The organism is Spiribacter salinus M19-40 (assembly GCF_000319575.2).
In the GTDB taxonomy this organism is placed as follows: domain Bacteria; phylum Pseudomonadota; class Gammaproteobacteria; order Nitrococcales; family Nitrococcaceae; genus Spiribacter; species Spiribacter salinus.
Genome location: NC_021291.1, coordinates 701,027 through 722,536, shown reverse-complemented (window position 1 = coordinate 722,536; position 21,510 = coordinate 701,027). Strand labels below are relative to the sequence as shown.

Sequence of the window (21,510 nt, the reverse complement as noted above, 5' to 3'; positions counted from 1 at the left end):
AGTCGTGTTCAGACGTAGGGCAGCAGCCGCCGAATGGCCGGCGTATCCTGCTCCGATACGAGTGTAGTGGCACGCAGCCCGAGTTTCCGCTTCGCATCCTTTTTGGTGAGGATGTGATTATGGAACGCGTGCGCCCGCTTATAACGGCCACTGGCCGTCTTGCGGAAGCGCTTGGCGGCGCCACGGTTCGTCTTGATCTTGGGCATGAACCGTTTCTCCGTTGCCACAAACAAGAAATCCCGGCATCGCCGGGATATCATCCCAAGGGGATTAACCCCTGCTTACTTCCCCTTCCGGGGAGACATCGTCATCACCATCAACCGGCCTTCCATTTTTGGGCGCTGGTCCACGGTGGCGAATTCTTCCAGGTCTTTTTCGACGCGCTCGAGCAATTCCAGCCCGAGCTCCTGGTGCGCCATCTCACGACCACGAAACCGCAGTGTGATCTTAATCTTATCGCCTTCCTCGAGGAAGCGTTTGAGGTTTTTCAGCTTGACTTCATAGTCGCCGGAATCGGTACCAGGCCGAAATTTTACCTCTTTCACCTGAATTTGTTTTTGTTTTTTCTTGGCCGCCTGCTGCTTTTTCGACTGCTCGAACTTCCATTTGCCGAAATCCATCACCCGGCAAACTGGCGGGTCGGCGTTGGGATCAAGCTCTACAACATCTAAGCTAACGCCTTCAGCGCGCTGGATGGCCTCTGCGGTCGGGACAATGCCGACCTGCTCTCCGTTCTCGTCGATCAGGCGAACGTTCGGTACCTGAATGTCCTCATTGATGCGCCGGTTTTCACCGGCCCCGGGCTGCTGGCGGCGCGCCCCAGGCTTTCTGCGTATAGCGATGCTTCATTCCTCCAAAAGCGTTCGGCCCAGTCGGGCAACATCGGTTTGGAGACGTTCAATAAACGCCTCGAGCGACATCACCCCGAGATCGTCTCCCGTGCGGGTTCGCACGGCCACTTGCCCCGATTCCCGCTCCTGATCACCGACCACGACCATATAGGGCACGCGACGAATCGTATGTTCCCGAATCTTAAAGCCGATCTTCTCGTTCCTCAAGTCGCAATGCGCGCGAAACCCGCGATCCGACAGCATTTTCTGCACATCGGCGGCATAATCAGCGTGGCGGTCGGTGATGTTCATGACCTCAACTTGCCCGGGCGCGAGCCAGACGGGCCAATCACCCCCATAGTGCTCAGTGAGTACACCAATAAAGCGCTCGAACGAACCGAAAATGGCCCGATGAAGCATGACGGGCACCGCGCGATCACCACCTTCGGTCACAAACTCTGCATCCAAGCGCCCAGGCATCGAGAAGTCGACCTGCATGGTGCCGCACTGCCAGACCCGATTCAGGCAGTCGCGCATCGACAGCTCGATCTTGGGGCCATAGAAGGCGCCCTCGCCCGGGTTGACCGTCCAGTTCATGCCCTTGCCATCGAGGGCCTGCTCGAGGGCCGCCTCGGCCTTGTCCCACAGCGCATCCTCACCAACCCGCTTCGCAGGACGAGTCGACAACGCTACCTGCACATCATCGAAACCGAAATCGCGGTAGACGCTGAAGGCAAGGTCCAGGAATGCCGCCACCTCCGCCTGCAGCTGATCCTCGGTACAGAAGATGTGGGCATCGTCCTGAACAAAGTTACGCACCCGCATGAGGCCGTGGAGCGTGCCCGAAGGCTCATTGCGGTGGCAGTTCCCGAATTCCGAAAAGCGCAGCGGTAAATCGCGGTAACTCTTCAGCCCCTGGTTGTACACCTGTACGTGACACGGGCAATTCATCGGCTTGACTGCATAGTCCCGATGCTCGGAGTGCGTGGTGAACATGTCCTCGCGGAATTTCTCCCAGTGCCCCGAGCGCTCCCAGAGGCTACGGTCCACCAGCTCCGGCGTGCGGATCTCCTGGTAGCCATGGTCCTCAAGCCGTACGCGCAGATAATCCTGTAGCACGGTGTAAATCCGCCAGCCATTGGGGTGCCAAAACACCATGCCCGGCGCTTCATCCTGCAGATGGAAAAGATCCTGACTGCGCGCGATGCGGCGATGATCGCGCTTCTGCGCCTCTTCCAGGAACTTGAGATAGCCCTTGAGCGCCTTACGGTCAGCGAATGCGGTGCCATAGATGCGCTGGAGCATCTCGTTGCTGGCATCCCCGCGCCAGTAAGCGCCGGCGAGCTTGGTCAGCTTGAACGCCTTGAGAAACCGGGTGTTCGGCACATGTGGGCCAAGGCACATGTCGATGTAGTCCTGATGATAGTAGAGCGCCATCGCGTCTACATCGGTCAGGTTCTCGACGAGCTCCACCTTGTAGTTCTCGCCCCGCTCCCGAAAAATCTGCTGCACTTCGTAGCGCGGCGTGACCTGCTTGACCACGTCATATTCCTGGTCAATCAGCTCCGCCATCCGCCGCTCGATCCGCTCAAGGTCCTCGGGGTGAAAGCCCGCGTCGTAGCGAATGTCGTAGTAGAAGCCATCCTCAATCACCGGGCCAATGGCCATTTGGGCTTCCGGGTACAGCTGCTTGACCGCTTGGCCCAGCAGGTGACAGCAGGAATGCCGGATGATCTCGAGCCCTTCGGGATCTTTCGGCGTGATGATCTGGAGTTCGGCATCGGTGTCGATGACATCGGTCGCATCGACGAGCTGGCCGTTCACTCGCCCGGCGACAGTCGCCTTGGCAAGGCCCGGACCAATGTCCTGGGCGACATCAAGCACAGAGAGGGGTTCGGCATAGTCACGCTGACTGCCGTCGGGAAGGGTAATCTGGGGCATCGAAGAGGCTCCACAGTGGTGACCGCTACCAAAGGCCACATGTTCTTATACATGTCTTGGTAGGCGCGAGTGGACTCGAACCACCGACCCCCACCATGTCAAGGTGGTGCTCTAACCAGCTGAGCTACGCGCCTGTCGTCGGAGGCGAGAGTATAGCGAGGTTGGTTGACGTTGCCAAACGCCCTCCCGCGGTTAAGGACATACGCTATGCAAACCCTTCGAATCGATCTGGTTTCTGATATCGCCTGTCCATGGTGCGCGATCGGCTATCGACGCCTGGAGCAGGCATTGGAGATGCTCAACGACGAGATCGATGTCGAGCTCGTCTGGCAGCCTTTCGAGCTGAACCCAGACATGCCGCCCGAGGGCGAGCCCATACTCGATCACCTATGCCGGAAATACGGCCAAGACGCCGACAGCATCGAGCAGATGCAGGGCGAAATGATCAATCTAGCCAGTGACCTGGGCCTGAACTTCGATGGTGCGAGGGCGCGTCGCGCACACAATACGTTCGATGCCCATCGCGTGCTCGCCTGGGCCGCGGAACAGGGCCAGGAAACGGCACTGCAGCTAGCGCTGTTTGATGCCTATTTTGGAGACGCGAAGGCCCCGTCAGACCCGGTGGTTCTGCGCGAGGCGGCACAACAGGTCGGCCTCGACGGTGACGCCGCCGAGGCCGTTGCCCGCTCCGAACGCTACGCCGAGACCGTGCGAGCGGCCGAGCAGCGATTCATTCAGGCGGGTGTCAGCGCCGTGCCGGGTTTCGTGATCGACGGCCGCTATCTGATTTCCGGCGCGCAGCCAGCCACTCAGCTCGCCGATGCGATCCGCCAGATAGCGAACGATACCCATGATTAAAATCGTATGCCGGTTGTGTCATGCGCCTACTCAGCATTGAAATCACTCAGTGCCCGGGAACTGCGGCGCCCAATAGCACCTGCATGACGCGCCAACCAATCCCGTGCCGTCGCTTGGCCTGCGTCATGAAGCACGTCAAGCGACAGGCTATCCGTATTCAGCGGGCTTGCGGCTGATTGACCGGTTAATGCAGCGCCACCATCCAGGTGATGAAAACGAAGGCGAGCGACTCGTCGGCGCAGTCGCGAAGGGGACCAGCGGCCAAGCCAACCTGCGTCCGATTGCATGAGGGCAAGCCACTGCAACTCATTGAGGAGATGAGCGCTAAACCCCAGTTCCCGGCTGCGTTGCAGAATGCCTTCAACACGCCGGGGCGGCATGCCTGGGCTGTATTCCGGCAGTAACTGGACCAGCATTAAGTCGCTTGAAGGCGCTGTCTTAATCAGGGGAAGCAACGCCGGATTAGCCGCAAAGCCCCCGTCCCAGTAAAAGCGCCCATCAATCTCAATCGCCTGGAAGAGCGTGGGAATGCAGGTGGAGGCCAAAAGCGCGTCCACGCTCAATTCATGGCGCTGAAACAACCGCAGCCGGCCGGTTGCCACTTCCGTCGCGGCAATAAACACCGGCGGTTGGCCCTTTGCACGCAGCGCTTCCCAATCCAGGCACTGCCCGAGCAACTGGCGTAGGGGATTAAACCCCGCCGGATTGAACTGATAGGGCGAAACCATCTGTGTGACCGCCTTCAGCGCTTGGCCTTGGAGAGATCCATCGGAGCGCCAGGGCGGCTGCAAAGGGGCATTGATCTGGCCAATGCCCTCCCAAAGCGCCCGCAATGCGCCTCGCGCGCCCTTTTCACCGTCCGCCGCCCAGCCCGCGGCCAGGGCGACGGCGTTTAAGGCGCCAGCGCTCGTCCCGCTTAACCCGGCGGGCTGCAGACCCGCTTTCAGCAAGCAGTCAAGGACACCCCAGGTAAAAGCCCCGTGGGATCCACCGCCCTGCAGCGCGAGGGCGAGCGGCACGTCAAGTCTCAATTGCCGAGAGAACATCCGCTAATACATCACTTTCCGTATTTCAGTAGTCCCGAAAGCCTAATACTCTATAATTAATTTCGATGCGCTTATCACTCTGATGCTGAGCTCGCATCCATGCGCACCAACCGCGGAGGAAAATAACGTGGCAGTGATTACCTGCATTGATGATCTGAAGCGCATCTACAAGCGCCGTGTACCAAAGATGTTCTACGACTACTGCGAGACCGGCAGTTGGACTGAGCAGACCTTTGAAGAGAACACGAGCGACTTCCGCGATCTCTACTTCCGCCAGCGGGTGGCGATCGACATGACCAACCGCACCACGGCAACCCGCATGCTTGGCCACGACGTCAGCATGCCGGTGGCGCTGGCCCCAGTTGGTCTGACGGGCATGCAGCATGCCGATGGCGAGATCCTGGCGGCGAAGGCTGCAGAGCAGTTCGGCGTCCCCTTCACGCTGTCGACGCTCTCCATTTGCTCCATCGAGGATGTCGCCGAGGCAACAACCAAGCCATTTTGGTTTCAGGTCTACACGCTCTCTGATGACGACTTCATGAAACGCCTGATGGAGCGCGCTCGGGCCGCCAACTGTTCGGCCATCGTCATCACGCTCGATCTTCAAGTGCAGGGTCAGCGTCATAAGGATTTGAAAAACGGCCTGAGTGCGCCACCCAAGCTCACGATCAAATCCATCGCCAACCTGGCGACGAAAGTGTCCTGGGGCATCGAGATGCTGGGCGCCAAGCGCCGGACCTTCGGGAATGTTGTCGGCCACGCCCAAGGCGTCACCGATTCAAGCTCTCTGTCGTCCTGGACCGCCGAGGCCTTTGACCACTCCCTCGACTGGAATCGCGTCAAGGAACTTATGGATCTCTGGGGCGGCAAGGTCGTGCTCAAGGGCATCATGAACCGCGAGGATGCCGAGCGCGCTGCAGAGCTCGGCGCAGACGCCATCGTGGTCTCGAATCATGGTGGGCGTCAGCTCGATGGTGCGCTGAGCAGTATCCGCGTATTACCAGAGATCATCGAAGCAGTAGGTGATCGCATGGAAGTGTATTTCGACAGCGGCATCCGCACGGGACAAGACATCCTGAAGGCGTTGGCGCTGGGGGCCGATGGCGTCATGATCGGCCGGTCCTGGGTCTATGGCCTGGGCGCGATGGGCGAAGAAGGCGTCACAAAAGCCCTCGAGGTGCTGCATAAAGAGCTGGATACGACGATGGCACTCTGCGGGCATCGCGATATCAATGAGGTCGACCGCAATATCCTGCATGTGCCCGAGGACTTCTCAGGCCGCTGGGTAACCGAGTCAAGTTGATTCAATCAGGCTGCAGGCGGCTTGAAACCGCCGCCTGCAGATTGGTCTAACGTCTTCGGCTTACTCGAACATACCCTCAAGGTTGGCTCGTGCCGAGTCACTTACCCAACTCATCCACTCGTCTTCGTTGTTTTGAAGATAGTGGACAACGGCCTCATCAGCACTCGCGTCGTTGTCTGAATGCCACGCCAGCAGGCTGTTCATCTCCGCATTCTTGAAGGTGACGTTCTTCATGAGCTCGAAGACTTCCGGCTCGCGCTCAGCCAGATCGGTTGTGACAACATTAAACACGGGCGAGGCCGGGAAGCTCGTCTTGCCCACCTCGTTGCAATCGACATCCTGATTGCATTCGTGAACGTCTCGATCGACCGGACCAAGATCAACACTGACCATGTCGTATTGACCCAACGGCGCCGTCGGCCCCCAGTAATAGCCGAAATAGGGTTCGCGGCCCTCATAAGCAGAGACAAGCGCTGTCTGCAGCGTCTCACCCGAGCCATGGTTAAAGACTTCGATGCCGTGACCTTCCAGATCAAAGGCCTCTTTCAGAGAATCATTCGCGATTCGGCAACCCCATCCGTCCGGGCAGTTGTGGAAGCGCCCGCCAACGAGCTCCGGGTTATCCAGGACGCCCTCGATGGTCGCGAGCTCGGGATGTTCATCGACAAGATAGGACGGAACCAACCAGTGCTCGGTACCGCCCTCGCTGAACGCATCCGAGGCCTTGACGAGCTTGCCCTCCTCAGCCAGGTCGTAGTACGCCGGCGCACCGTTGGGCCAGAGCTCCGGCACAATATCCGGCTCATTGTTTTCGGCCAGTGAGGTGATCGCTGTGGTTGTTGCGGATGGCACAACGGTAACGTCACAACCGTAACCCTGCTCCAGCAGAAACTCGGTCACACCGGTAATGATTCGGCCCGATGTCCAGTTCATCTCCGCAACGGAAATCTCACCGCATTCGGCATGCGCGGCCATGGGCACCATGGCACCCGTCAGCGCGAGCGCGTACAGGGAACGCTTGATCATATTCATCTCCTTTTTGCTCTTTCCAGAAGGCGGACTGTCCAGAATGGCATCCACCTTTGTTTAACTGTAGATCAATAAAATTGATCCGTATAGCGCAGAACACGAGCACCCGCCTGGGGGCAGGCCTTTACCCGCGGCGGCAACCCGGTAACATGACGTCGAATAAAACAAACCGGTACCGAGGCAGGAATGGACGGCACTCTGGCGATTGCGGCCAACAATCTCACTTCACCCATCATTCTGTTTTTCATGCTCGGTGTCGCAGCGGCCTTCGCCCGCTCCGATCTCTCGATTCCCGAAGCCGTTGCCAAGGGCTTGTCGATCTATTTACTGCTGGCCATTGGGTTCAAAGGTGGGGTCAGCGTAGCCGGGCATGGTGTTGACACCACACTCGTTCTGTCACTGCTGGCTGGCGCCGCTCTCTCGTTTGCGCTGCCCGTCATCGCCTTCGCTCTGCTCCGCGGCATCACCCGTTTGTCGGTCACTGACGCGGCAGCCGTGGCCGGACATTACGGCTCCATTTCCATCGTGACGTTCGTGGCCGCCTCGTCGGTCGCCACTTCGGCGGGGCTTTCGCCTGAGGGCTACATGGTGGCGGTAGCCGCCGTGATGGAAGCGCCCGCCATCCTGTCAGCGCTCTGGATCATCGCCCGTTTTGGTACAACATCCGCGGACATGGAAGAGGGGCTGATTCGGGAAATTCTCCTCAACGGCTCAATCGTGTTGCTGGTCGGTTCATTTTTCATTGGCTGGGCGACAGGCGATGAGGGCATGCAACTGATCGCGCCGTTTATCGAAGAACCCTTCCAAGGAGTGCTGTGCCTTTTCCTTCTGGACATGGGGCTCGTTGCTGGGCGGGGCCTTCGGGAGGCACGCTCAGTGCTTACCGCAGGGCTGTTCGCATTTGGCGTCCTCATGCCGATAATCGGTGCCGGTGTCGGTGCCGGCACCGGGCTGCTCCTCGGCCTGAGCCCGGGTGGTGTCATGCTCTTCATGACCTTGGCGGCGTCGGCCTCCTACATCGCGGTCCCCGCCGCCATGCGCGTTGCCTTGCCCGAGGCCAACCCCTCGATTTATTTGACGCTGTCCCTTGGCGTCACCTTCCCATTCAACCTGACACTCGGCATCCCCATTTACCTGGCCATATCCCGGGCCCTGACCGGAGGTTGAAGTCATGCAAACGCATACCGCCAAACGGGTGGAAATCATTATCGAAGCCGTGATGGAAGAGCGACTGACCGCGGCCTTGCGAAAAGCCGGCGTAACGGGCTTTACGGTGATGCCCGTGCTGGGTGGCTCCGGCCGATCAGGCCAATGGACGCAGGAGGGCGAAATCGGTCGCGCCCGCGGCATGGTCAACGTGGCCTGCATCATCCGCCCTGATCGGTTGGATACCCTTCTGGACGCCGCTTTCGAGGTGGTCGATCGCCATATCGGCGTGGTGAGCGTGGTCGACTGCGAGGTGCTACGCGCCGAACGATTTTAGGCACACAATCCTCCAACACATAGAAAACTGGCGGAGTGGGAATAGCCCCGACCAACGGGGTACATTGCCGCCACACAACAAAAAAGGAGAGATCGAGTGACCGACCATCAGCAGACCGTTTTCATTACCGGGGCCACCTCGGGATTCGGCCGGGCCACGGCCGAGCGTTTTGCCGCCGCAGGCTGGCGAGTCGTTGCGACAGGCCGCCGCACCGAGCGCCTGGAGGCGTTGGCAACCCGTTTGCGCAACGACGGCGCCGACATCCATATCGCCACCCTGGACGTGCGCGATAGCGACGCGGTCCAAAAGGTGGTGGCCGATCTGCCCGCCGCGTTTGCCAATATCACCTGTCTGGTGAATAACGCCGGCCTCGCCCTCGCGCCAGAACCTTCGCAGAGTGTTGATCTGGCGGACTGGCACACGATGATCGACACCAACATCACGGGCCTGGTCAACGTCACCCACGCCCTGCTCCCGGCGCTGATTCGCACCGGCAAGGGCGCCAGCATCGTTAACCTGGGGTCCGTGGCCGGGCAATGGCCGTATCCCGGCGGCCATGTCTACGGCGCATCGAAGGCCTTTGTCGAGCAGTTCAGCTACAACCTGCGTTGCGACCTGCTGGGAACCGGCGTTCGCGTGACCGATGTGGCGCCCGGCCTGTCACAGACCGAGTTCACGCTGGTGCGCACCAAGGGGGATCAAAGCGCCTCAGACCGCCTTTATTCGGGCACGGATCCGTTGCAGCCGGAAGACGTTGCCGCGCAGATCTTCCATGTGGCGACACTGCCGGAACACGTCAACATCAACCGCATGGAGATTATGGCCACACGCCAAGCATGGTCCCCGTTCGCGATTGATCGCGACTGAGCTTAGCCTCTGGGGCTAGGCTGTATTCCGCGCGGGCTCGCCCAAGGCATGCCGCTGTAGGCGCTTGATCTCATCACGCAGCTTGCCTGCCTCCTCGAACTCGAGGTTGCGGGCATGCTGGTGCATTTTCTGCTCGAGTTCCTTGATCCGCTTGACCGCTTGAGCCGTGGTCAGATCGGCGTAGGCCTTTGCCTCCTCGGCGACCTCGGCATAGTGCTCGGCGGTATCTGGCGCACTCGCGCCGCCCCGCTCCATGACATCGGCAATGGCCTTGCGAATACCCTGAGGCGTGATGCCATGTTCGGTATTGTGCGCGACCTGCTTTTCCCGACGCCGCTCGGTTTCATCCATCGCCCGGCGCATGGAGTCGGTGATCACGTCGGCATAGAGGATTGCCCGGCCATTGACGTTGCGCGCCGCACGCCCGATGGTCTGGATAAGCGAGCGCTCCGCGCGCAGGAAGCCCTCCTTGTCGGCATCCAGTATCGCGACCAGTGAGACTTCGGGGATATCGAGCCCCTCGCGCAACAGGTTAATCCCCACCAGCACGTCAAATTCGCCCAGGCGCAGGTCACGAATGATCTCCGTGCGCTCGACGGTATCGATATCCGAGTGGAGGTAGCGCACCCGCACCCCATTCTCGGAAAGATACTCCGTCAAATCCTCCGACATCCGCTTGGTGAGCGTGGTGACCAGAACCCGCTCGCCGGCATCGCTGCGCTCGCGGATCTCACCGAGCACGTCATCCACCTGCGTGCCCGCCGGGCGCACCTCGACAGCGGGGTCCACGAGCCCGGTCGGCCGCACCACCTGCTCAGCGACGACAGTGGAGTGTTTCTGTTCGTAAGGCCCCGGGGTGGCGGACACGTAAATCCGCTGCGGCGCGATGTCATCAAATTCCTCGAACTTGAGCGGCCGATTGTCGAGCGCTGAGGGCAGGCGAAAGCCGTATTCGACCAGGGTCTCCTTTCGCGCGCGGTCACCGCGATACATCCCGCCCACCTGACTGACGGTGACGTGGGATTCGTCGATAAAAAGAATGGCATCCTCAGGCACGTAGTCGAACAGGCACGGTGGCGGCTCTCCCGGGCCACGCCCGGACAGATACCGCGAGTAGTTCTCGATGCCGTTGCAGTAGCCAAGCTCCTTCATCATCTCGAGATCGAACTGGGTGCGCTGCTCCAAGCGCTGTGCTTCGAGGAGTCGGCCGGCCTTCTGCAGCTCGTCGAGCCGCTCCTTGAGCTCAACCTTGATCTTCTCCACGGCCTCCAGGACCGTCTCCCGCGGGGTTACGTAATGGGATTTCGGGTAGATCGTAAGCCGTGGCACCCGCCGCAGCACCTCGCCGGTGAGCGGGTCGAACCAGGCGAGGCTCTCCACCTCGTCATCGAAGAGCTCGACGCGCACCGCCTCGTCCTCGGACTCCGCCGGGAAGATGTCGATCACATCGCCCCGGGCGCGGTAAGTGCCGCGGGAGAAGTCATGGTCGTTACGGGCGTACTGGAGTTGGGCGAGGCGGCGCAGGATGCGGCGCTGATCCACCTGCTCGCCCTGGGTAAGATGCAGGACCATCTTGAGGTAAGCGCTCGGGTCACCGAGACCGTAAATCGAGGACACCGAGGCCACGATGATGGTGTCACGGCGCTCCAGGATGGCCTTGGTGGCCGACAGGCGCATCTGCTCGATGTGCTCGTTCACCGAGGCGTCTTTTTCAATGAAGGTGTCCGAGGACGGCACATAGGCCTCGGGCTGATAGTAATCGTAATAGGAGACGAAATACTCCACGGCATTGTCCGGGAAGAACGCCTTCATCTCGCCATACAGCTGCGCGGCCAGCGTCTTGTTCGGCGCCAGAATGACGGCGGGGCGCTGCTCCTGGGCGATCAGGCTCGCCATCGTGAAAGTCTTGCCCGAGCCGGTGACACCGAGCAACGTCTGATGATCGCCGCGAGCGCGCAAACTGTCAGCCAGCGAGGCAATGGCGGTCGGCTGATCTCCAGCCGGTTCGAACTCGCTTTCGAGCCTGAAATGGCGTGTTTCGTCGGTCATGGCAATGCAGGCCTGTTCCGGTTTGGCGTATCATCTACGCAGAGATCAAGAAATGGAGGCGATCCTTGGATATTCAACTTGCCGAGCGCGTTCAGCGCGTCAAGCCCTCGCCCACCATGGCCGTCACGGCCCGGGCCGCGGAAATGCGCGCCGCCGGTCACGACATCATCGGCCTGGGCGCCGGCGAACCCGACTTCGACACCCCGGAGCATATCAGCGCCGCGGCCATTGAGGCGATTCGTGCGGGCCAGACCCGCTACACCGCCGTTGACGGCACCCCGGCCCTGAAAAAAGCCATTCAGGCCAAGTTCGAGCGGGACAACGGGCTGCACTATGAGGCGAACCAGATCCTTGTCTCCTCCGGGGCCAAGCAGAGTCTCTACAACCTGTTCATGGCCCTGCTCGATGAGGGCGATGAGGTGGTGATCCCCGCGCCGTACTGGGTGTCATATCCGGATATGGCCCTGCTCGCCGGCGCCACACCGGTGGTGGTGGAAGCGGACCAGTCCCAGCGCTTCAAGATCACGCCAGATCAGCTCGATGCAGCGATCACCGATCGCACCCGCATCGTCGTGCTGAACAGCCCCTCGAACCCGACGGGCAGCGCCTACTCCCGCGCCGAGTTCGAGGCCCTCGGCGAGGTGCTTCGACGGTACCCCGATGTTGTGATCGCCAGCGATGACATCTACGAGGAAATCCTCTGGACCGACGAGGGCTTCGCCAACATCGTCATGGCCTGTCCCGATCTCACTGAGCGCACGGTGGTGGTGAATGGCGTCTCCAAGGGCTATGCCATGACGGGCTGGCGTATCGGGTACGCGGCGGGTCCCGCGCCAGTCATCGGCGCCATGAAAAAGATCCAGTCGCAGAGCACATCCAATGCCAGCTCCATCTCGCAGGCGGCATCCGTGGCTGCCCTCGATGGCGATCAGTCGGTCATCGGGCCCATGGTCAAGGCCTTTCGTGAGCGCCACGACTATGTGGTCGAGCGTTTGAATGCCATGCAGGGCGTGAGCTGCATTGTGGGCGATGGCACGTTCTACGCCTATCCGAACGTCAGCGGTGCCATCGCCGCACTGGATGGGGTAGAGAATGACACGGCGCTTGCCGAGTACCTGATTGGTGAGGCGAACGTCGCGTTGGTGCCTGGCACCGCCTTTGGCCTGCCTGGCCACATGCGGATCTCCTATGCCACGAGCATGGAGAACCTTGAAAAGGCCATGGACCGCCTCGAGGGCGTGTTTGGCCGCGTGTAGGAGCGGTGCTTGCAGGCCGCGTCGGTTGACGGCGCGGCCCGAGGCGCTACACTACGCGCTTCGATGACAGCGTCATTTCCCCGGTAGCTCAGCGGTAGAGCGAGTGACTGTTAATCACTGGGTCGGCGGTTCGAATCCGTCCCGGGGAGCCAATCTTTCGACTGATAACGTCATCACACCACGCTCGCTCGAGATCCGATACGCTCTGCAAATCAGAGCCGGTGTCGCGAGTAAAGAACCCGCAATGACGTTAATTCTAAGCGCATGCCTTTTTGGTGCCATCGTTGGCAGTTTTCTCAACGTGGTGGCTTCCCGGATACCTGCCCGGCTCGCTTATGACTGGGCACAAGCGCCTGACACGCCGCCCGCAGATTCTGGCGTTCGGCCGCCTGGTATTGCCTGGCCCGGGTCGCGTTGTCCTGCATGCCATCACCCGATTCGCATCGCTGACAACGTCCCCATCCTCAGCTACTTGCGCCTGAAAGGGCACTGCCGCGACTGCCATGCTGCCATCAGCGCTCGCTACCCGATCACGGAGTTGCTGGGCGCTGCTGTCACCGTGGCCGTGGTGCTGCAGTTTGGGGTGACGGCAAGCGCCGCTGGCCTACTGATCTTTACGTGGTGGTTACTGGCCCTTGCCGTCATCGACTTCGAAACCCAGCTACTGCCCGACAGCCTGACGCTTTCCGGCCTGTGGCTGGGACTGCTATTGAGCCTCACACCGGCGGCACTGACCTCACCCGCACTCGCTATCCTTAGCGCAGCGGCCGGATATAGCGCCCTGTGGCTGATCAACGCGGGATATGGGCGCTTGCGCGGGCGCGATGGCATGGGTTTCGGTGATTTCAAGCTCTTTGCCATGATCGGCGCGTGGACCGGCCCCGAGGGACTGATCACCACTGCCCTCCTCGCATCACTCGCCGCCCTGCTCGTAGCACTGGTTGGTCTGATCACCCGGCGCCTCGAGGCCGGTCAGGCCATCCCCTTCGGGCCCTACTTAGCTCTTGGGGGATGGCTGACAGCGATGACCGGCGGCGTCCTGCCGGTACTCGGCTAGCGAGACTCGACCTCGCGCCAGATCTGCTGGAGAAACTGCAGCTCATCGCCCATGAGGCTTGGGGTGAACGCCAGCGTCTCCATTGTCTCATCAGTGGGTGAGATCGGCGGCGCCTGGAGCACTTCATTCAGCAGCGGTAACGCTGCCGCATTCGGGCTCGAGTAGTAGTTCCAGTTCGACAGCTGTGCCCCCACTTCCGCATCCAGGATGAAGTTGATGAAGGCGTGGGCGAGCTCAGGATTCGGGGCATCGGCCGGAATCATCATGGTGTCGACCCAGATCTCCGCCCCCTCTTCCGGGATCACGAACTCAATGTCGGCAAACCCCTCGGGATCCTCTTCCTTCAGATAAAAATAGTCGCCATTGAAGGTCATCCCGGCACTGACCGATCCACGTACAAGCTGCTGGAGCACGGGCGTGCCCTGGATAAACCCAGCGAAGTTATCCCGCGCCTTGGCATCCAGCACCAGTCGAGCTGCCTCCTCCAGTGCATCACGATCAGTGCAGTCATAACCGTGGCCCAGATACGCACAGGCCGCGCCCAGGGTGACCTGGCCATCCTCCGGCACCGCAAACGGCGCGTCAGGATTAACATCGGGATCGAACAGCACAGACCAGCTTGCTGGCTGCTCGCCAAGCGCGCTGCGGTCATAGACCAGCCCGGTGGTGCCCCATTGATAGGCAGCGGAGTAGTCATTGCCCGGGTCATACGCCGGGTCAATAAACGTTTCCATCAAGTTATCAAGGTTCGGAATCTGCGCTTTGTCCAGGCGCTGAACCAGGTCGCTCTCAATCAACCGGGGCACGTAGTAGTTCGAGGGCACAACCACGTCGTACTGACTCACCCCGCCCGCCTGCAGCTTTGAGAACATCTCCCCGTTCGAGTTGAAGTAGTTCTCTACCACTTCAACCTCATGCTCGGCTTCAAACGCCTCGATAATGGAAGGGTCCATGTACTGCGACCAATTAAACAGGTACAGCGTATCGGCGTCCTCAGCCGAGACAGAGGCCAATGGCACCAACAGGCTGAGGAGCATGAAGCAGCGGCAAGCGATACGAGCGGTCATTGCATGGATCTCCCTTACGATGGATCTGACGGATCGGGGCGCCGCTGCAACACAAGGCTGCTTAACGCCACCAGGAAAACGCCGACAATCATCAGCGTGGCAATGGCATTCACCTCGGGGGTAACGCCTTTTTTGATCGCACTCCAAATGTAAATCGGGAGTGTGGTGCTATCCGGGCCCGCGGTAAAGAAGCTGATCACAAAATCATCAATCGACAGCGTGAGCGCCAGCAGCAGGCTCGCCACGATCGCCGGCGTCAGTACGGGCAGGATGAAAAAGCGCGCCCGCTGCCAAGGACTCGCATACAGGTCGTGACAGGCCTCGAAAAGCTGTGGGTCGAGCGAGAGCAAGCGTGCATGCACCAGCAAGGCAACAAACGGTACCTGAAAGGTCACGTGTGCGATGACCATGGTGCCGAGCCCCGGGCTCAAGATGCCGAAGCGCTGATCCAGGGTGACGAAAAACGTCATCTCCGATAGCCCGAACACAATATCCGGCATGATCACCGGCAGATAAATCAACCAGATAAGCCAGGCCAGCCGGCGATGCCGATAGCGATAAAGCCCATAACCCAGTAGCAAACCGATGGCCACGCCGAGCACGGTCGATGTGGTGGCCAGGATCGCCGTGTTTGCCAGCGCTGAAAGGATCGCCTCATTGCTGAACAGCCGTTCGTACCAGCGCAGTGAAAAGCCGGCAAAGCGGGCCGAGGAATTGATCGCGTTAAATGAAAAAAACACCACGACGGCCAGTGGCGCATACAGAAACACCATCAACACAATCCAGAATGCCCGCAGGCTGCGCTCTAGCGTCGCGCTCATAGGACAACCTCCCGATCGCCGCCGAGCCGTCGACCGAGTCGCCGGAGCACCCAAAGCCCGCCGACCGTCGCCAAGATCATGAGAATGGCGCCGGCCGCGCCCAGGGGCCAGTTGGTCGCATCGGCGAACTGCCGCGCGACGAGGTTGCCGATCATCGTCGCCTTGCCGCCGCCGAGCAGCTCGGTAACCACGTACATACCGAATGCGGGAATGGCCACCAAAACGGTACCGGCCATCAATCCGGGCAGGGTCTGCGGGAACACCGCATGCCGAAACACCGCGAGCGGTGAGGCGAACAGATCACGCGCCGCCTCAACCTGGGCATGATCAAGCCGCTCAAACGCGGCATAGAGCGGCAGCACCATGAACGGCAGAAAGTTATAGACCAACCCCACGATCACCGCGAACTGAGAGGGAAACAGCCCCATCCGTGGCTCGGTCAGCCCGATCAGCACCGCAAAATCGGAGATGGGTGTTCCCGGAGCGAAGAGATTCATCCACCCAACTGAGCGGATCACCTGATTTGTCCAGGACGGCACCACGACGGCCAGCAACAGCAGCGGTCGCCAACGGGTCGGGCGGGAGGCGATGTAATAGGCCGCGGGATAAGCCAGCAGGATGACCAGCGCCGTTGCCAGAAATGTCTGCCAGACCGACCGCAACAGCGTGTAGAGGTTACCCGGACTCCAGCCAAGAAAACCGAACCCGGCAAGCTCGCGGAACGCCTGCAGACTGAACGGCAATGCGGGAAGACCCGAGGGCCCCGTGCTCGTAAAAGCCATCCCCATGAGATAGAGGCTCGGCAGCACCAGAAACACGACGATAAAAAGCGCCCCTGGCGCGACGATAGCCAGCAGATGGAGGCTGTCTCGAGCGGATTTCAGCAACGGATGTCGGCCTCAGCCCTGCAAAGTGGCGGTGCCCGCCGGGGCAACCTCCACCTGAACGGTTTCACCCACGCCGGGCCGCCGTTGACCTTCGTTACCGCAGCGCACGGCGATTTGGGCCTCTCCGCAACGCAACCGATAGTCGGTCACCGGTCCACGGTAAAGGCACTCGATGACTTGCGCCTCAAAATGCGGACGCGCTGCCTGCGGAGTCGCGTGCAGTTTCAGGGCCTCAGGCCGCAACAGGAGGTGGCTTCCCGCGGTGAAAACACCCTCAATCCGCCCTAGGGCGGTCTCGATCCCCTCATCGTCTTGGTGGGTAATCGGCAGGAGGTTTTCATGGCCCATGAAACGGGCGACAAAGAGGTCACTGGGTTGCTCATAAATCGCCTGTGGCGTTCCCACCTGGGCAATTTCGCCACCATCGAGGACGGCCATGCGATCACTCATGACCATCGCCTCTTCCTGATCGTGGGTCACGAACACGAAGGTCATACCGAGTTGATCCTGCAGGCGTTTGAGTTCGACCTGCAGGCGGCCGCGCAGCCCCGCATCCAAGGCCGATAGCGGTTCATCAAGCAGCAGGACATCAGGTTCGTTAACCAGTGCACGGGCGAGAGCCACCCGCTGACGCTGCCCCCCGGAGAGTTGATGCACACCGCGCTCGAGTAAGGATTCAATGCCGATTAAAGCGGCCATGGCCTCGACGCGACGATCGATCTCTGCAGCATCCGTGCCACGCATCTGCAGGCCAAACGCAATGTTGCGCCGAACATTCCGATGGGGGAAAAGCGCATAAGACTGGAAAACCGTGTTGACGCTGCGGCGGTGCGCCGGAACGCCGGCCATCGGCTGGTCGCCAATATAAATCGTGCCCGCATCTGGCGACTCAAGCCCGGCAAGGAGACGGAGCAGCGTGGTCTTTCCACATCCAGAAGGCCCAAGGAGCGTGAAAAACTCACCGGGATTGATCTCGAGCGTAATGTCGCTGAGCGCACTAACCGCCCCATCGAACGACTTACTCAGTCCCTCAATACGGATCGAGGAGGCCGCCCGGGCGGGCTGAGCCTCGGTTTCGGGCCGGGTCGAGGCGCCCGCGAATGGACTCTGCACGGTCATTGGCATCGTCTCCGAAGCGCGTTAGCCGGTCAGTATAACGCAACTCCGAAATCTGACGGCACTCGGGCAAGAGACGGTTAATCGATCAGCGCAAGCTGCGAGCGCTCGTGTTCGAGGCGCTCGCGAGCCCCGTCGCACACAATCTCGCAAAGCTCGAAGATAAACGGCGCGGTGATACCGAACCACGCGCGATTGCCCTCCTGGCGGCGTCCCACCAGCCCACTGGAGCGCAACAGCGCCAGGTGCTTCGAGACGTTCGACTGATTCGCGCCGGTCAACTCGGCGATTTGCCCCACCGTATGCTCCCCCGAGCGCAGGCAATGCAGTATCCGCAGCCGCTGCGCATCGCCAAGTACCCGGAAGTACTGCGCGATCAGCTCCATGGACTTGTTTTGCGCCATGACGGCAACCCTCAAACACGCTTGTCGTCTTTACTATATGAGTATGCACGCATATAGTAAATAAAAACCTGACAGGAGCACTCATGGGTCGCCGACTCGCCACGCTGGCCATGCACCACCCGCGCGTCGTGTTTCTCACCACGCTGATTCTCACGCTGATCGGGACCGCGCTGATTCCACTCATCGAGATCGATACCGATCCCGAGAATATGCTCCCGGCAGAGCAGGCGGATCGCGTACGCCACAACGTGATAAAGGATCAGTTCAACCTCCACGACATGATCGTGGTGGGGGTGGTGAATGAGTCGCATGAGCAGGGCGTCTTCAATCCTCGCTCGCTGGAGGGCGTGCATCGCCTGAGTGAGGGCATTGCCGAGATCGACGGGGTGATTCGGCAGGATCTGCTCTCGCTGGCCACGGTGGACAACATCGAGCAGGCGGGCCCAGGCACCATCCGTTTTGAATGGATGATGAACCGCCCACCGGCTGACGCACAGGCCGCACGGGATGTGCGTGACAACACCCTCGATCTGCCCTTGTACCGCGACACACTCGTTTCGGGCGATGGCGAGGCGACCGCGCTCTATGTCCCGATCGAGGCCAAGGACCAGAGTTACCGGATTGCCGGCGAAATCCGATCACTGATCGCTGATCTGGATGTTACAGACACCCACCACATCACCGGGCTGCCAGTGGCTGAGGATACCTTCGGGGTGGAGATGTTCATCCAGATGGCCATTTCCGCACCGCTTGCCGCGCTGGTGATCTTCGCATTGATGTGGTGGTTCTTCCGCTCAGTCACCCTGGTGATCGCGCCCATGCTGATGGCGTTCGCCGTCGTGCTCACCACGGTGGGGACGCTGATTGGGATGGGGTACACCGTGCACATCATGAGCTCAATGATTCCCATCTTTCTCATGCCGATCGCTGTGGTGGACTCGGTGCATATCATCTCGGAGTTTGCCGATCGCTACCGGCCGGAGCGCGGCGCGCGGGAAACCATGAAAGAGGTCATGGGCCATTTATTCACGCCCATGCTCTACACCTCGGTCACCTCAGCGATCGGATTCGCCTCCCTTGCGTTCACGCCGATACCACCGGTTCAAGTCTTTGGGCTGTTCGTCGCGGGTGGCATTCTGCTTGCCTTTGTCCTCACCATTCTATTCATTCCAGCCTATGCCGCGGTCCTCGGGCCGGCGCGACTGGCGTCACTGAGCAGCGCTGGGCGGCGACGCGCGCCGGATGACACCCGACTTGCGCGCGGACTCAGTGCGGTTGGCCGCCTCGCCATTGGCCACGCCCATGCCGTTGTGCTGATCTTCGCAGCCAGTCTTGGCCTCGCGGCCTATGGCATCAGCCAGATCACCGTCAACGACAACCCCGTGCGCTGGTTCCAGTCGGATCACCCGATTCGTGTGGCCGACCGCGTATTGAATGAGCACTTTGCCGGCACCTACAGCGCCTACCTGCGCCTGTCCTCTGATGTCGGCGATGAGGCGCCCTCGCGATTTGAGACCCGGGTCGACGAGCGCCTCGCCGAGGCCGAGGCGGCGGGTCTGGACATCACACAGACCTGGCAGCGCCTTCGCGGGGATGTCGAGTCCAAAACCGAGGACTTCGACAGGCAGCTCGAGGAAATCAGCCTGGCCGTCGAGGATGAGATGTTCGCCGCCAGTGACGCCGCCTATCCATTCTGGGAGGACATGCTGACCCTGGTCGATGATGCACGGGGTGACCTCAACTACTTCAAGCGACCGGCCGCACTGGATTACATCGCTGGCTTGCAGGATCATCTTGTCGAGAGCGAGGAAGTGGGCAAGGTCAACACGCTTGCCGACCTCGTGCGGACTGTCTATCGGGAGCTACGCAGGGGCGAGGACAGTGACTATCGCATCCCGGAGAGCCGACAGGCCGTCGCCCAGACCATTCTGAGCTTCCAGGGATCACACCGACCGCAGGATCTCTGGCGCACAGTGACGCCTGATTATCAGGCCACCAACCTCTGGTTACAGCTCAGCAGCGGTGACAACCAGGACATGGAGGCGGTGGTCGATCGCACCGAGGCGTACATCGCGGACAATCCGTTGCCAGACGGCGTTTCGATGAGCTGGGGCGGCCTGAACTACATTAACGTGGTCTGGCAGGACGCCATGGTGAAAGGCATGGCCCAGAGCCTGGCCATCGCCTGGGTGATGGTCGCTTTCATGATGCTGATTCTGTTCCGCTCGGTGATCTTTGGCCTATTGGCCATGGTGCCGCTCACCGTGAGTATTGCGCTTATTTACGGCGTAGTGGGCCTGATCGGCAAGTACTACGACATGCCCATTGCGGTGCTCTCCTCGCTCACGCTCGGGCTGTCGGTGGACTTTGCCATTCACTTTATCGAGCGCAGCCGTGAGACCTATCGGCTGACTGGGAACTTCACGGAAACGATGCGGCGCATGTTCAAAGAGCCGGCGCGCGCGATCAGTCGCAATGCGATCGTCATCGCGGTCGGCTTCTTGCCGCTGCTGGCCGCGCCGCTTGTGCCCTACAACACGGTCGGGATCTTTCTGGCGAGCATCATGGCAGCCTCTGCCCTCGCCTCGATCATCCTGTTACCTGCCCTGCTGAGGCTGATGCGCAACAGGCTCATGCCGGATACGCACCCGGCGAGCGATACCCCTTCGGAGGACACACCATGAAATCACGTACGCTATACACCGGCGCCGCCGCCCTGAGTCTCGCGCTCATCACGGTGCCGGCATTCGCCGAGACCATGACCGACCCGGTAGCGATCGTCGAGGCGGCTAACGAGGCCTCGTATTACGCGGGCGACGACGGCCGATCCGCCGCCCGAATGCTGATCGCTGATGATGACGGTAATCGCCAGCGTCGCCAGTTCACTCTACTGAGAAAGGATGTCGAAGACGGCGGCGATCAACGCTACCTCGTGGTGTTCAGCCGGCCGGCGGATATCCGCGGCACCGTCTTCCGGGTGGAAAAGCAGGTCGGCGATTCCGATGACCGTTGGCTTTATCTGCCCGGCCTCGACCTGGTTAAACGGATCTCCTCAGGTGATAAACGCACCAGTTTCGTTGGTTCACATTTCTATTATGAGGATATCTCCGGTCGAGGCACTGGCGAGGACCGCCATGAGCTCGTTGAGACAACGGAAGCCTATTACGTTATCGAGAGCACCCCGCGAGACCCTGACAACGTGGAATTTGCCCGCTATCGCAGCTGGATTGATCGGGACACCCTCTTGCCCATGCGCACGGCCTATCAGCGGGAGTCCGGTGAAATCTACCGCCGTATGGAAGTCACGGAGGTCGAGACGATCGATGGTTATCCCACCGGTACCGAAGTCCGCATGCAGGACCTCGACAGTGGTGGCGAGACCATCACCCAGTTCCGTTACTCCGAGTATGACGTTGGATTGCCGGACAATATTTTCAGCGAGCGCTCGCTGCGCAATCCGCCCCGCGAGTGGCTGCGCCGGTAGCTGGGAGGCCGA

Annotated in this window: 20 protein-coding genes and 2 tRNA genes; 10 read left to right on the top strand and 12 right to left on the bottom strand. The window is 60.6% G+C overall.

Annotation, left to right across the window (positions count from 1 at the left end):
- Positions 1-8: 8 nt before the first annotated feature.
- The 4 genes from rpmI to SPISAL_RS03570 form a co-directional block, all read right to left on the bottom strand.
- Complete coding sequence (gene rpmI, locus SPISAL_RS03585; RefSeq protein ID WP_016353105.1) at positions 9-206, bottom strand: 50S ribosomal protein L35; 198 nt, start codon at positions 204-206, stop codon at positions 9-11.
- A gap of 75 nt (positions 207-281) precedes the next feature.
- Positions 282-779: a translation initiation factor IF-3 gene (gene infC, locus SPISAL_RS03580; RefSeq protein ID WP_245539911.1), complete on the bottom strand. Its 498-nt coding sequence runs from the start codon at positions 777-779 to the stop codon at positions 282-284.
- Between the two features lie 66 nt (positions 780-845).
- On the bottom strand, positions 846-2,771 hold the full coding sequence (gene thrS, locus SPISAL_RS03575) for a threonine--tRNA ligase (protein WP_016353103.1): 1,926 nt from the start codon (positions 2,769-2,771) through the stop codon (positions 846-848).
- A gap of 57 nt (positions 2,772-2,828) precedes the next feature.
- Positions 2,829-2,905: transfer RNA gene (locus SPISAL_RS03570), tRNA-Val, on the bottom strand.
- A gap of 73 nt (positions 2,906-2,978) precedes the next feature.
- Here SPISAL_RS03570 and SPISAL_RS03565 point away from each other — a divergent pair.
- Positions 2,979-3,629: a DsbA family oxidoreductase gene (locus SPISAL_RS03565; protein ID WP_016353102.1), complete on the top strand. Its 651-nt coding sequence runs from the start codon at positions 2,979-2,981 to the stop codon at positions 3,627-3,629.
- A gap of 26 nt (positions 3,630-3,655) precedes the next feature.
- On the opposite strand, the gene SPISAL_RS03560 is transcribed toward SPISAL_RS03565, so the two are convergent.
- Positions 3,656-4,648 carry a patatin-like phospholipase family protein gene (locus SPISAL_RS03560; protein ID WP_016353101.1) on the bottom strand — a complete coding sequence of 331 codons (993 nt, stop codon included), beginning with the start codon at positions 4,646-4,648 and terminating at the stop codon, positions 3,656-3,658.
- A gap of 154 nt (positions 4,649-4,802) precedes the next feature.
- Here SPISAL_RS03560 and SPISAL_RS03555 point away from each other — a divergent pair, with 154 nt between their 5' ends.
- Positions 4,803-5,978 (top strand): alpha-hydroxy acid oxidase, encoded by a 1,176-nt coding sequence (locus SPISAL_RS03555; protein WP_016353100.1) that lies wholly within the window; start codon positions 4,803-4,805, stop codon positions 5,976-5,978.
- 60 nt (positions 5,979-6,038) lie between these two features.
- On the opposite strand, the gene SPISAL_RS03550 is transcribed toward SPISAL_RS03555, so the two are convergent.
- Positions 6,039-7,004 carry an ABC transporter substrate-binding protein gene (locus tag SPISAL_RS03550; protein WP_016353099.1) on the bottom strand — a complete coding sequence of 322 codons (966 nt, stop codon included), beginning with the start codon at positions 7,002-7,004 and terminating at the stop codon, positions 6,039-6,041.
- A 189-nt stretch (positions 7,005-7,193) separates the two neighbouring features.
- On the opposite strand from SPISAL_RS03550, the gene SPISAL_RS03545 reads away from it, so the two are divergent.
- From SPISAL_RS03545 to SPISAL_RS03535, 3 genes are all read left to right on the top strand, one after another.
- Positions 7,194-8,174, top strand: a complete 981-nt coding sequence (locus tag SPISAL_RS03545) for a sodium-dependent bicarbonate transport family permease (RefSeq protein WP_016353098.1) — start codon at positions 7,194-7,196, stop codon at positions 8,172-8,174.
- A gap of 4 nt (positions 8,175-8,178) precedes the next feature.
- Positions 8,179-8,490, top strand: a complete 312-nt coding sequence (locus tag SPISAL_RS03540; protein WP_016353097.1) for a P-II family nitrogen regulator — start codon at positions 8,179-8,181, stop codon at positions 8,488-8,490.
- Between the two features lie 96 nt (positions 8,491-8,586).
- The gene (locus SPISAL_RS03535) at positions 8,587-9,357 is read left to right on the top strand and encodes an SDR family NAD(P)-dependent oxidoreductase (RefSeq protein ID WP_016353096.1); all 771 of its coding nucleotides are present in this window, start codon (positions 8,587-8,589) and stop codon (positions 9,355-9,357) included.
- Positions 9,358-9,372: 15 nt separating this feature from the next.
- On the opposite strand, the gene uvrB is transcribed toward SPISAL_RS03535, so the two are convergent.
- Entirely contained in the window at positions 9,373-11,406 is a 2,034-nt protein-coding gene (gene uvrB, locus SPISAL_RS03530; protein WP_016353095.1) for an excinuclease ABC subunit UvrB, read from the bottom strand.
- 65 nt (positions 11,407-11,471) lie between these two features.
- Here uvrB and SPISAL_RS03525 point away from each other — a divergent pair, with 65 nt between their 5' ends.
- The 3 genes from SPISAL_RS03525 to SPISAL_RS03515 all read left to right on the top strand — a co-directional run bounded on the left by SPISAL_RS03525 (position 11,472) and on the right by SPISAL_RS03515 (position 13,719).
- On the top strand, positions 11,472-12,662 hold the full coding sequence (locus SPISAL_RS03525; RefSeq protein WP_016353094.1) for a pyridoxal phosphate-dependent aminotransferase: 1,191 nt from the start codon (positions 11,472-11,474) through the stop codon (positions 12,660-12,662).
- Between the two features lie 77 nt (positions 12,663-12,739).
- Positions 12,740-12,814, top strand: a tRNA-Asn gene (locus tag SPISAL_RS03520).
- Between the two features lie 92 nt (positions 12,815-12,906).
- On the top strand, positions 12,907-13,719 hold the full coding sequence (locus tag SPISAL_RS03515) for a prepilin peptidase (protein WP_016353093.1): 813 nt from the start codon (positions 12,907-12,909) through the stop codon (positions 13,717-13,719).
- Here SPISAL_RS03515 and SPISAL_RS03510 read toward each other — a convergent pair.
- The 5 genes from SPISAL_RS03510 to SPISAL_RS03490 form a co-directional block, all read right to left on the bottom strand.
- A complete protein-coding gene (locus tag SPISAL_RS03510) occupies positions 13,716-14,786 on the bottom strand; it encodes an ABC transporter substrate-binding protein (protein ID WP_016353092.1) in 1,071 nt (356 codons plus the stop codon). The genes SPISAL_RS03515 and SPISAL_RS03510 overlap by 4 nt on opposite strands.
- Before the next feature lie 14 nt (positions 14,787-14,800).
- Entirely contained in the window at positions 14,801-15,607 is an 807-nt protein-coding gene (locus tag SPISAL_RS03505) for an ABC transporter permease (RefSeq protein ID WP_016353091.1), read from the bottom strand.
- Complete coding sequence (locus SPISAL_RS03500; protein WP_016353090.1) at positions 15,604-16,494, bottom strand: ABC transporter permease; 891 nt, start codon at positions 16,492-16,494, stop codon at positions 15,604-15,606. Before SPISAL_RS03500 ends, SPISAL_RS03505 begins: the two co-directional genes overlap by 4 nt.
- A gap of 12 nt (positions 16,495-16,506) precedes the next feature.
- Entirely contained in the window at positions 16,507-17,613 is a 1,107-nt protein-coding gene (locus SPISAL_RS03495; protein WP_016353089.1) for an ABC transporter ATP-binding protein, read from the bottom strand.
- Between the two features lie 77 nt (positions 17,614-17,690).
- Positions 17,691-18,014, bottom strand: coding sequence for an ArsR/SmtB family transcription factor (locus tag SPISAL_RS03490; RefSeq protein WP_016353088.1), 324 nt, complete (start codon positions 18,012-18,014; stop codon positions 17,691-17,693).
- Between the two features lie 83 nt (positions 18,015-18,097).
- Between SPISAL_RS03490 and SPISAL_RS03485 the strand changes: the two genes are divergently transcribed.
- Together SPISAL_RS03485 and SPISAL_RS03480 are read left to right on the top strand one after the other, a co-directional pair.
- Positions 18,098-20,698, top strand: a complete 2,601-nt coding sequence (locus SPISAL_RS03485; protein WP_016353087.1) for an efflux RND transporter permease subunit — start codon at positions 18,098-18,100, stop codon at positions 20,696-20,698.
- Positions 20,695-21,498, top strand: a complete 804-nt coding sequence (locus SPISAL_RS03480) for an outer membrane lipoprotein-sorting protein (RefSeq protein WP_016353086.1) — start codon at positions 20,695-20,697, stop codon at positions 21,496-21,498. Before SPISAL_RS03485 ends, SPISAL_RS03480 begins: the two co-directional genes overlap by 4 nt.
- Positions 21,499-21,510 lie beyond the last annotated feature (12 nt).

Coding starts and splice junctions, on each gene's coding strand:
- rpmI (WP_016353105.1), bottom strand. CDS start 206: ATGCCCAAGATCAAGACGAACCGTGGCGCCGCCAAGCGCTTCCGCAAG.
- thrS (WP_016353103.1), bottom strand. CDS start 2,771: ATGCCCCAGATTACCCTTCCCGACGGCAGTCAGCGTGACTATGCCGAA.
- SPISAL_RS03565 (WP_016353102.1), top strand. CDS start 2,979: ATGCAAACCCTTCGAATCGATCTGGTTTCTGATATCGCCTGTCCATGG.
- SPISAL_RS03550 (WP_016353099.1), bottom strand. CDS start 7,004: ATGATCAAGCGTTCCCTGTACGCGCTCGCGCTGACGGGTGCCATGGTG.
- SPISAL_RS03545 (WP_016353098.1), top strand. CDS start 7,194: ATGGACGGCACTCTGGCGATTGCGGCCAACAATCTCACTTCACCCATC.
- SPISAL_RS03540 (WP_016353097.1), top strand. CDS start 8,179: ATGCAAACGCATACCGCCAAACGGGTGGAAATCATTATCGAAGCCGTG.
- uvrB (WP_016353095.1), bottom strand. CDS start 11,406: ATGACCGACGAAACACGCCATTTCAGGCTCGAAAGCGAGTTCGAACCG.
- SPISAL_RS03515 (WP_016353093.1), top strand. CDS start 12,907: ATGACGTTAATTCTAAGCGCATGCCTTTTTGGTGCCATCGTTGGCAGT.
- SPISAL_RS03510 (WP_016353092.1), bottom strand. CDS start 14,786: ATGACCGCTCGTATCGCTTGCCGCTGCTTCATGCTCCTCAGCCTGTTG.
- SPISAL_RS03505 (WP_016353091.1), bottom strand. CDS start 15,607: ATGAGCGCGACGCTAGAGCGCAGCCTGCGGGCATTCTGGATTGTGTTG.
- SPISAL_RS03495 (WP_016353089.1), bottom strand. CDS start 17,613: ATGACCGTGCAGAGTCCATTCGCGGGCGCCTCGACCCGGCCCGAAACC.
- SPISAL_RS03490 (WP_016353088.1), bottom strand. CDS start 18,014: ATGGCGCAAAACAAGTCCATGGAGCTGATCGCGCAGTACTTCCGGGTA.
- SPISAL_RS03485 (WP_016353087.1), top strand. CDS start 18,098: ATGGGTCGCCGACTCGCCACGCTGGCCATGCACCACCCGCGCGTCGTG.
- SPISAL_RS03480 (WP_016353086.1), top strand. CDS start 20,695: ATGAAATCACGTACGCTATACACCGGCGCCGCCGCCCTGAGTCTCGCG.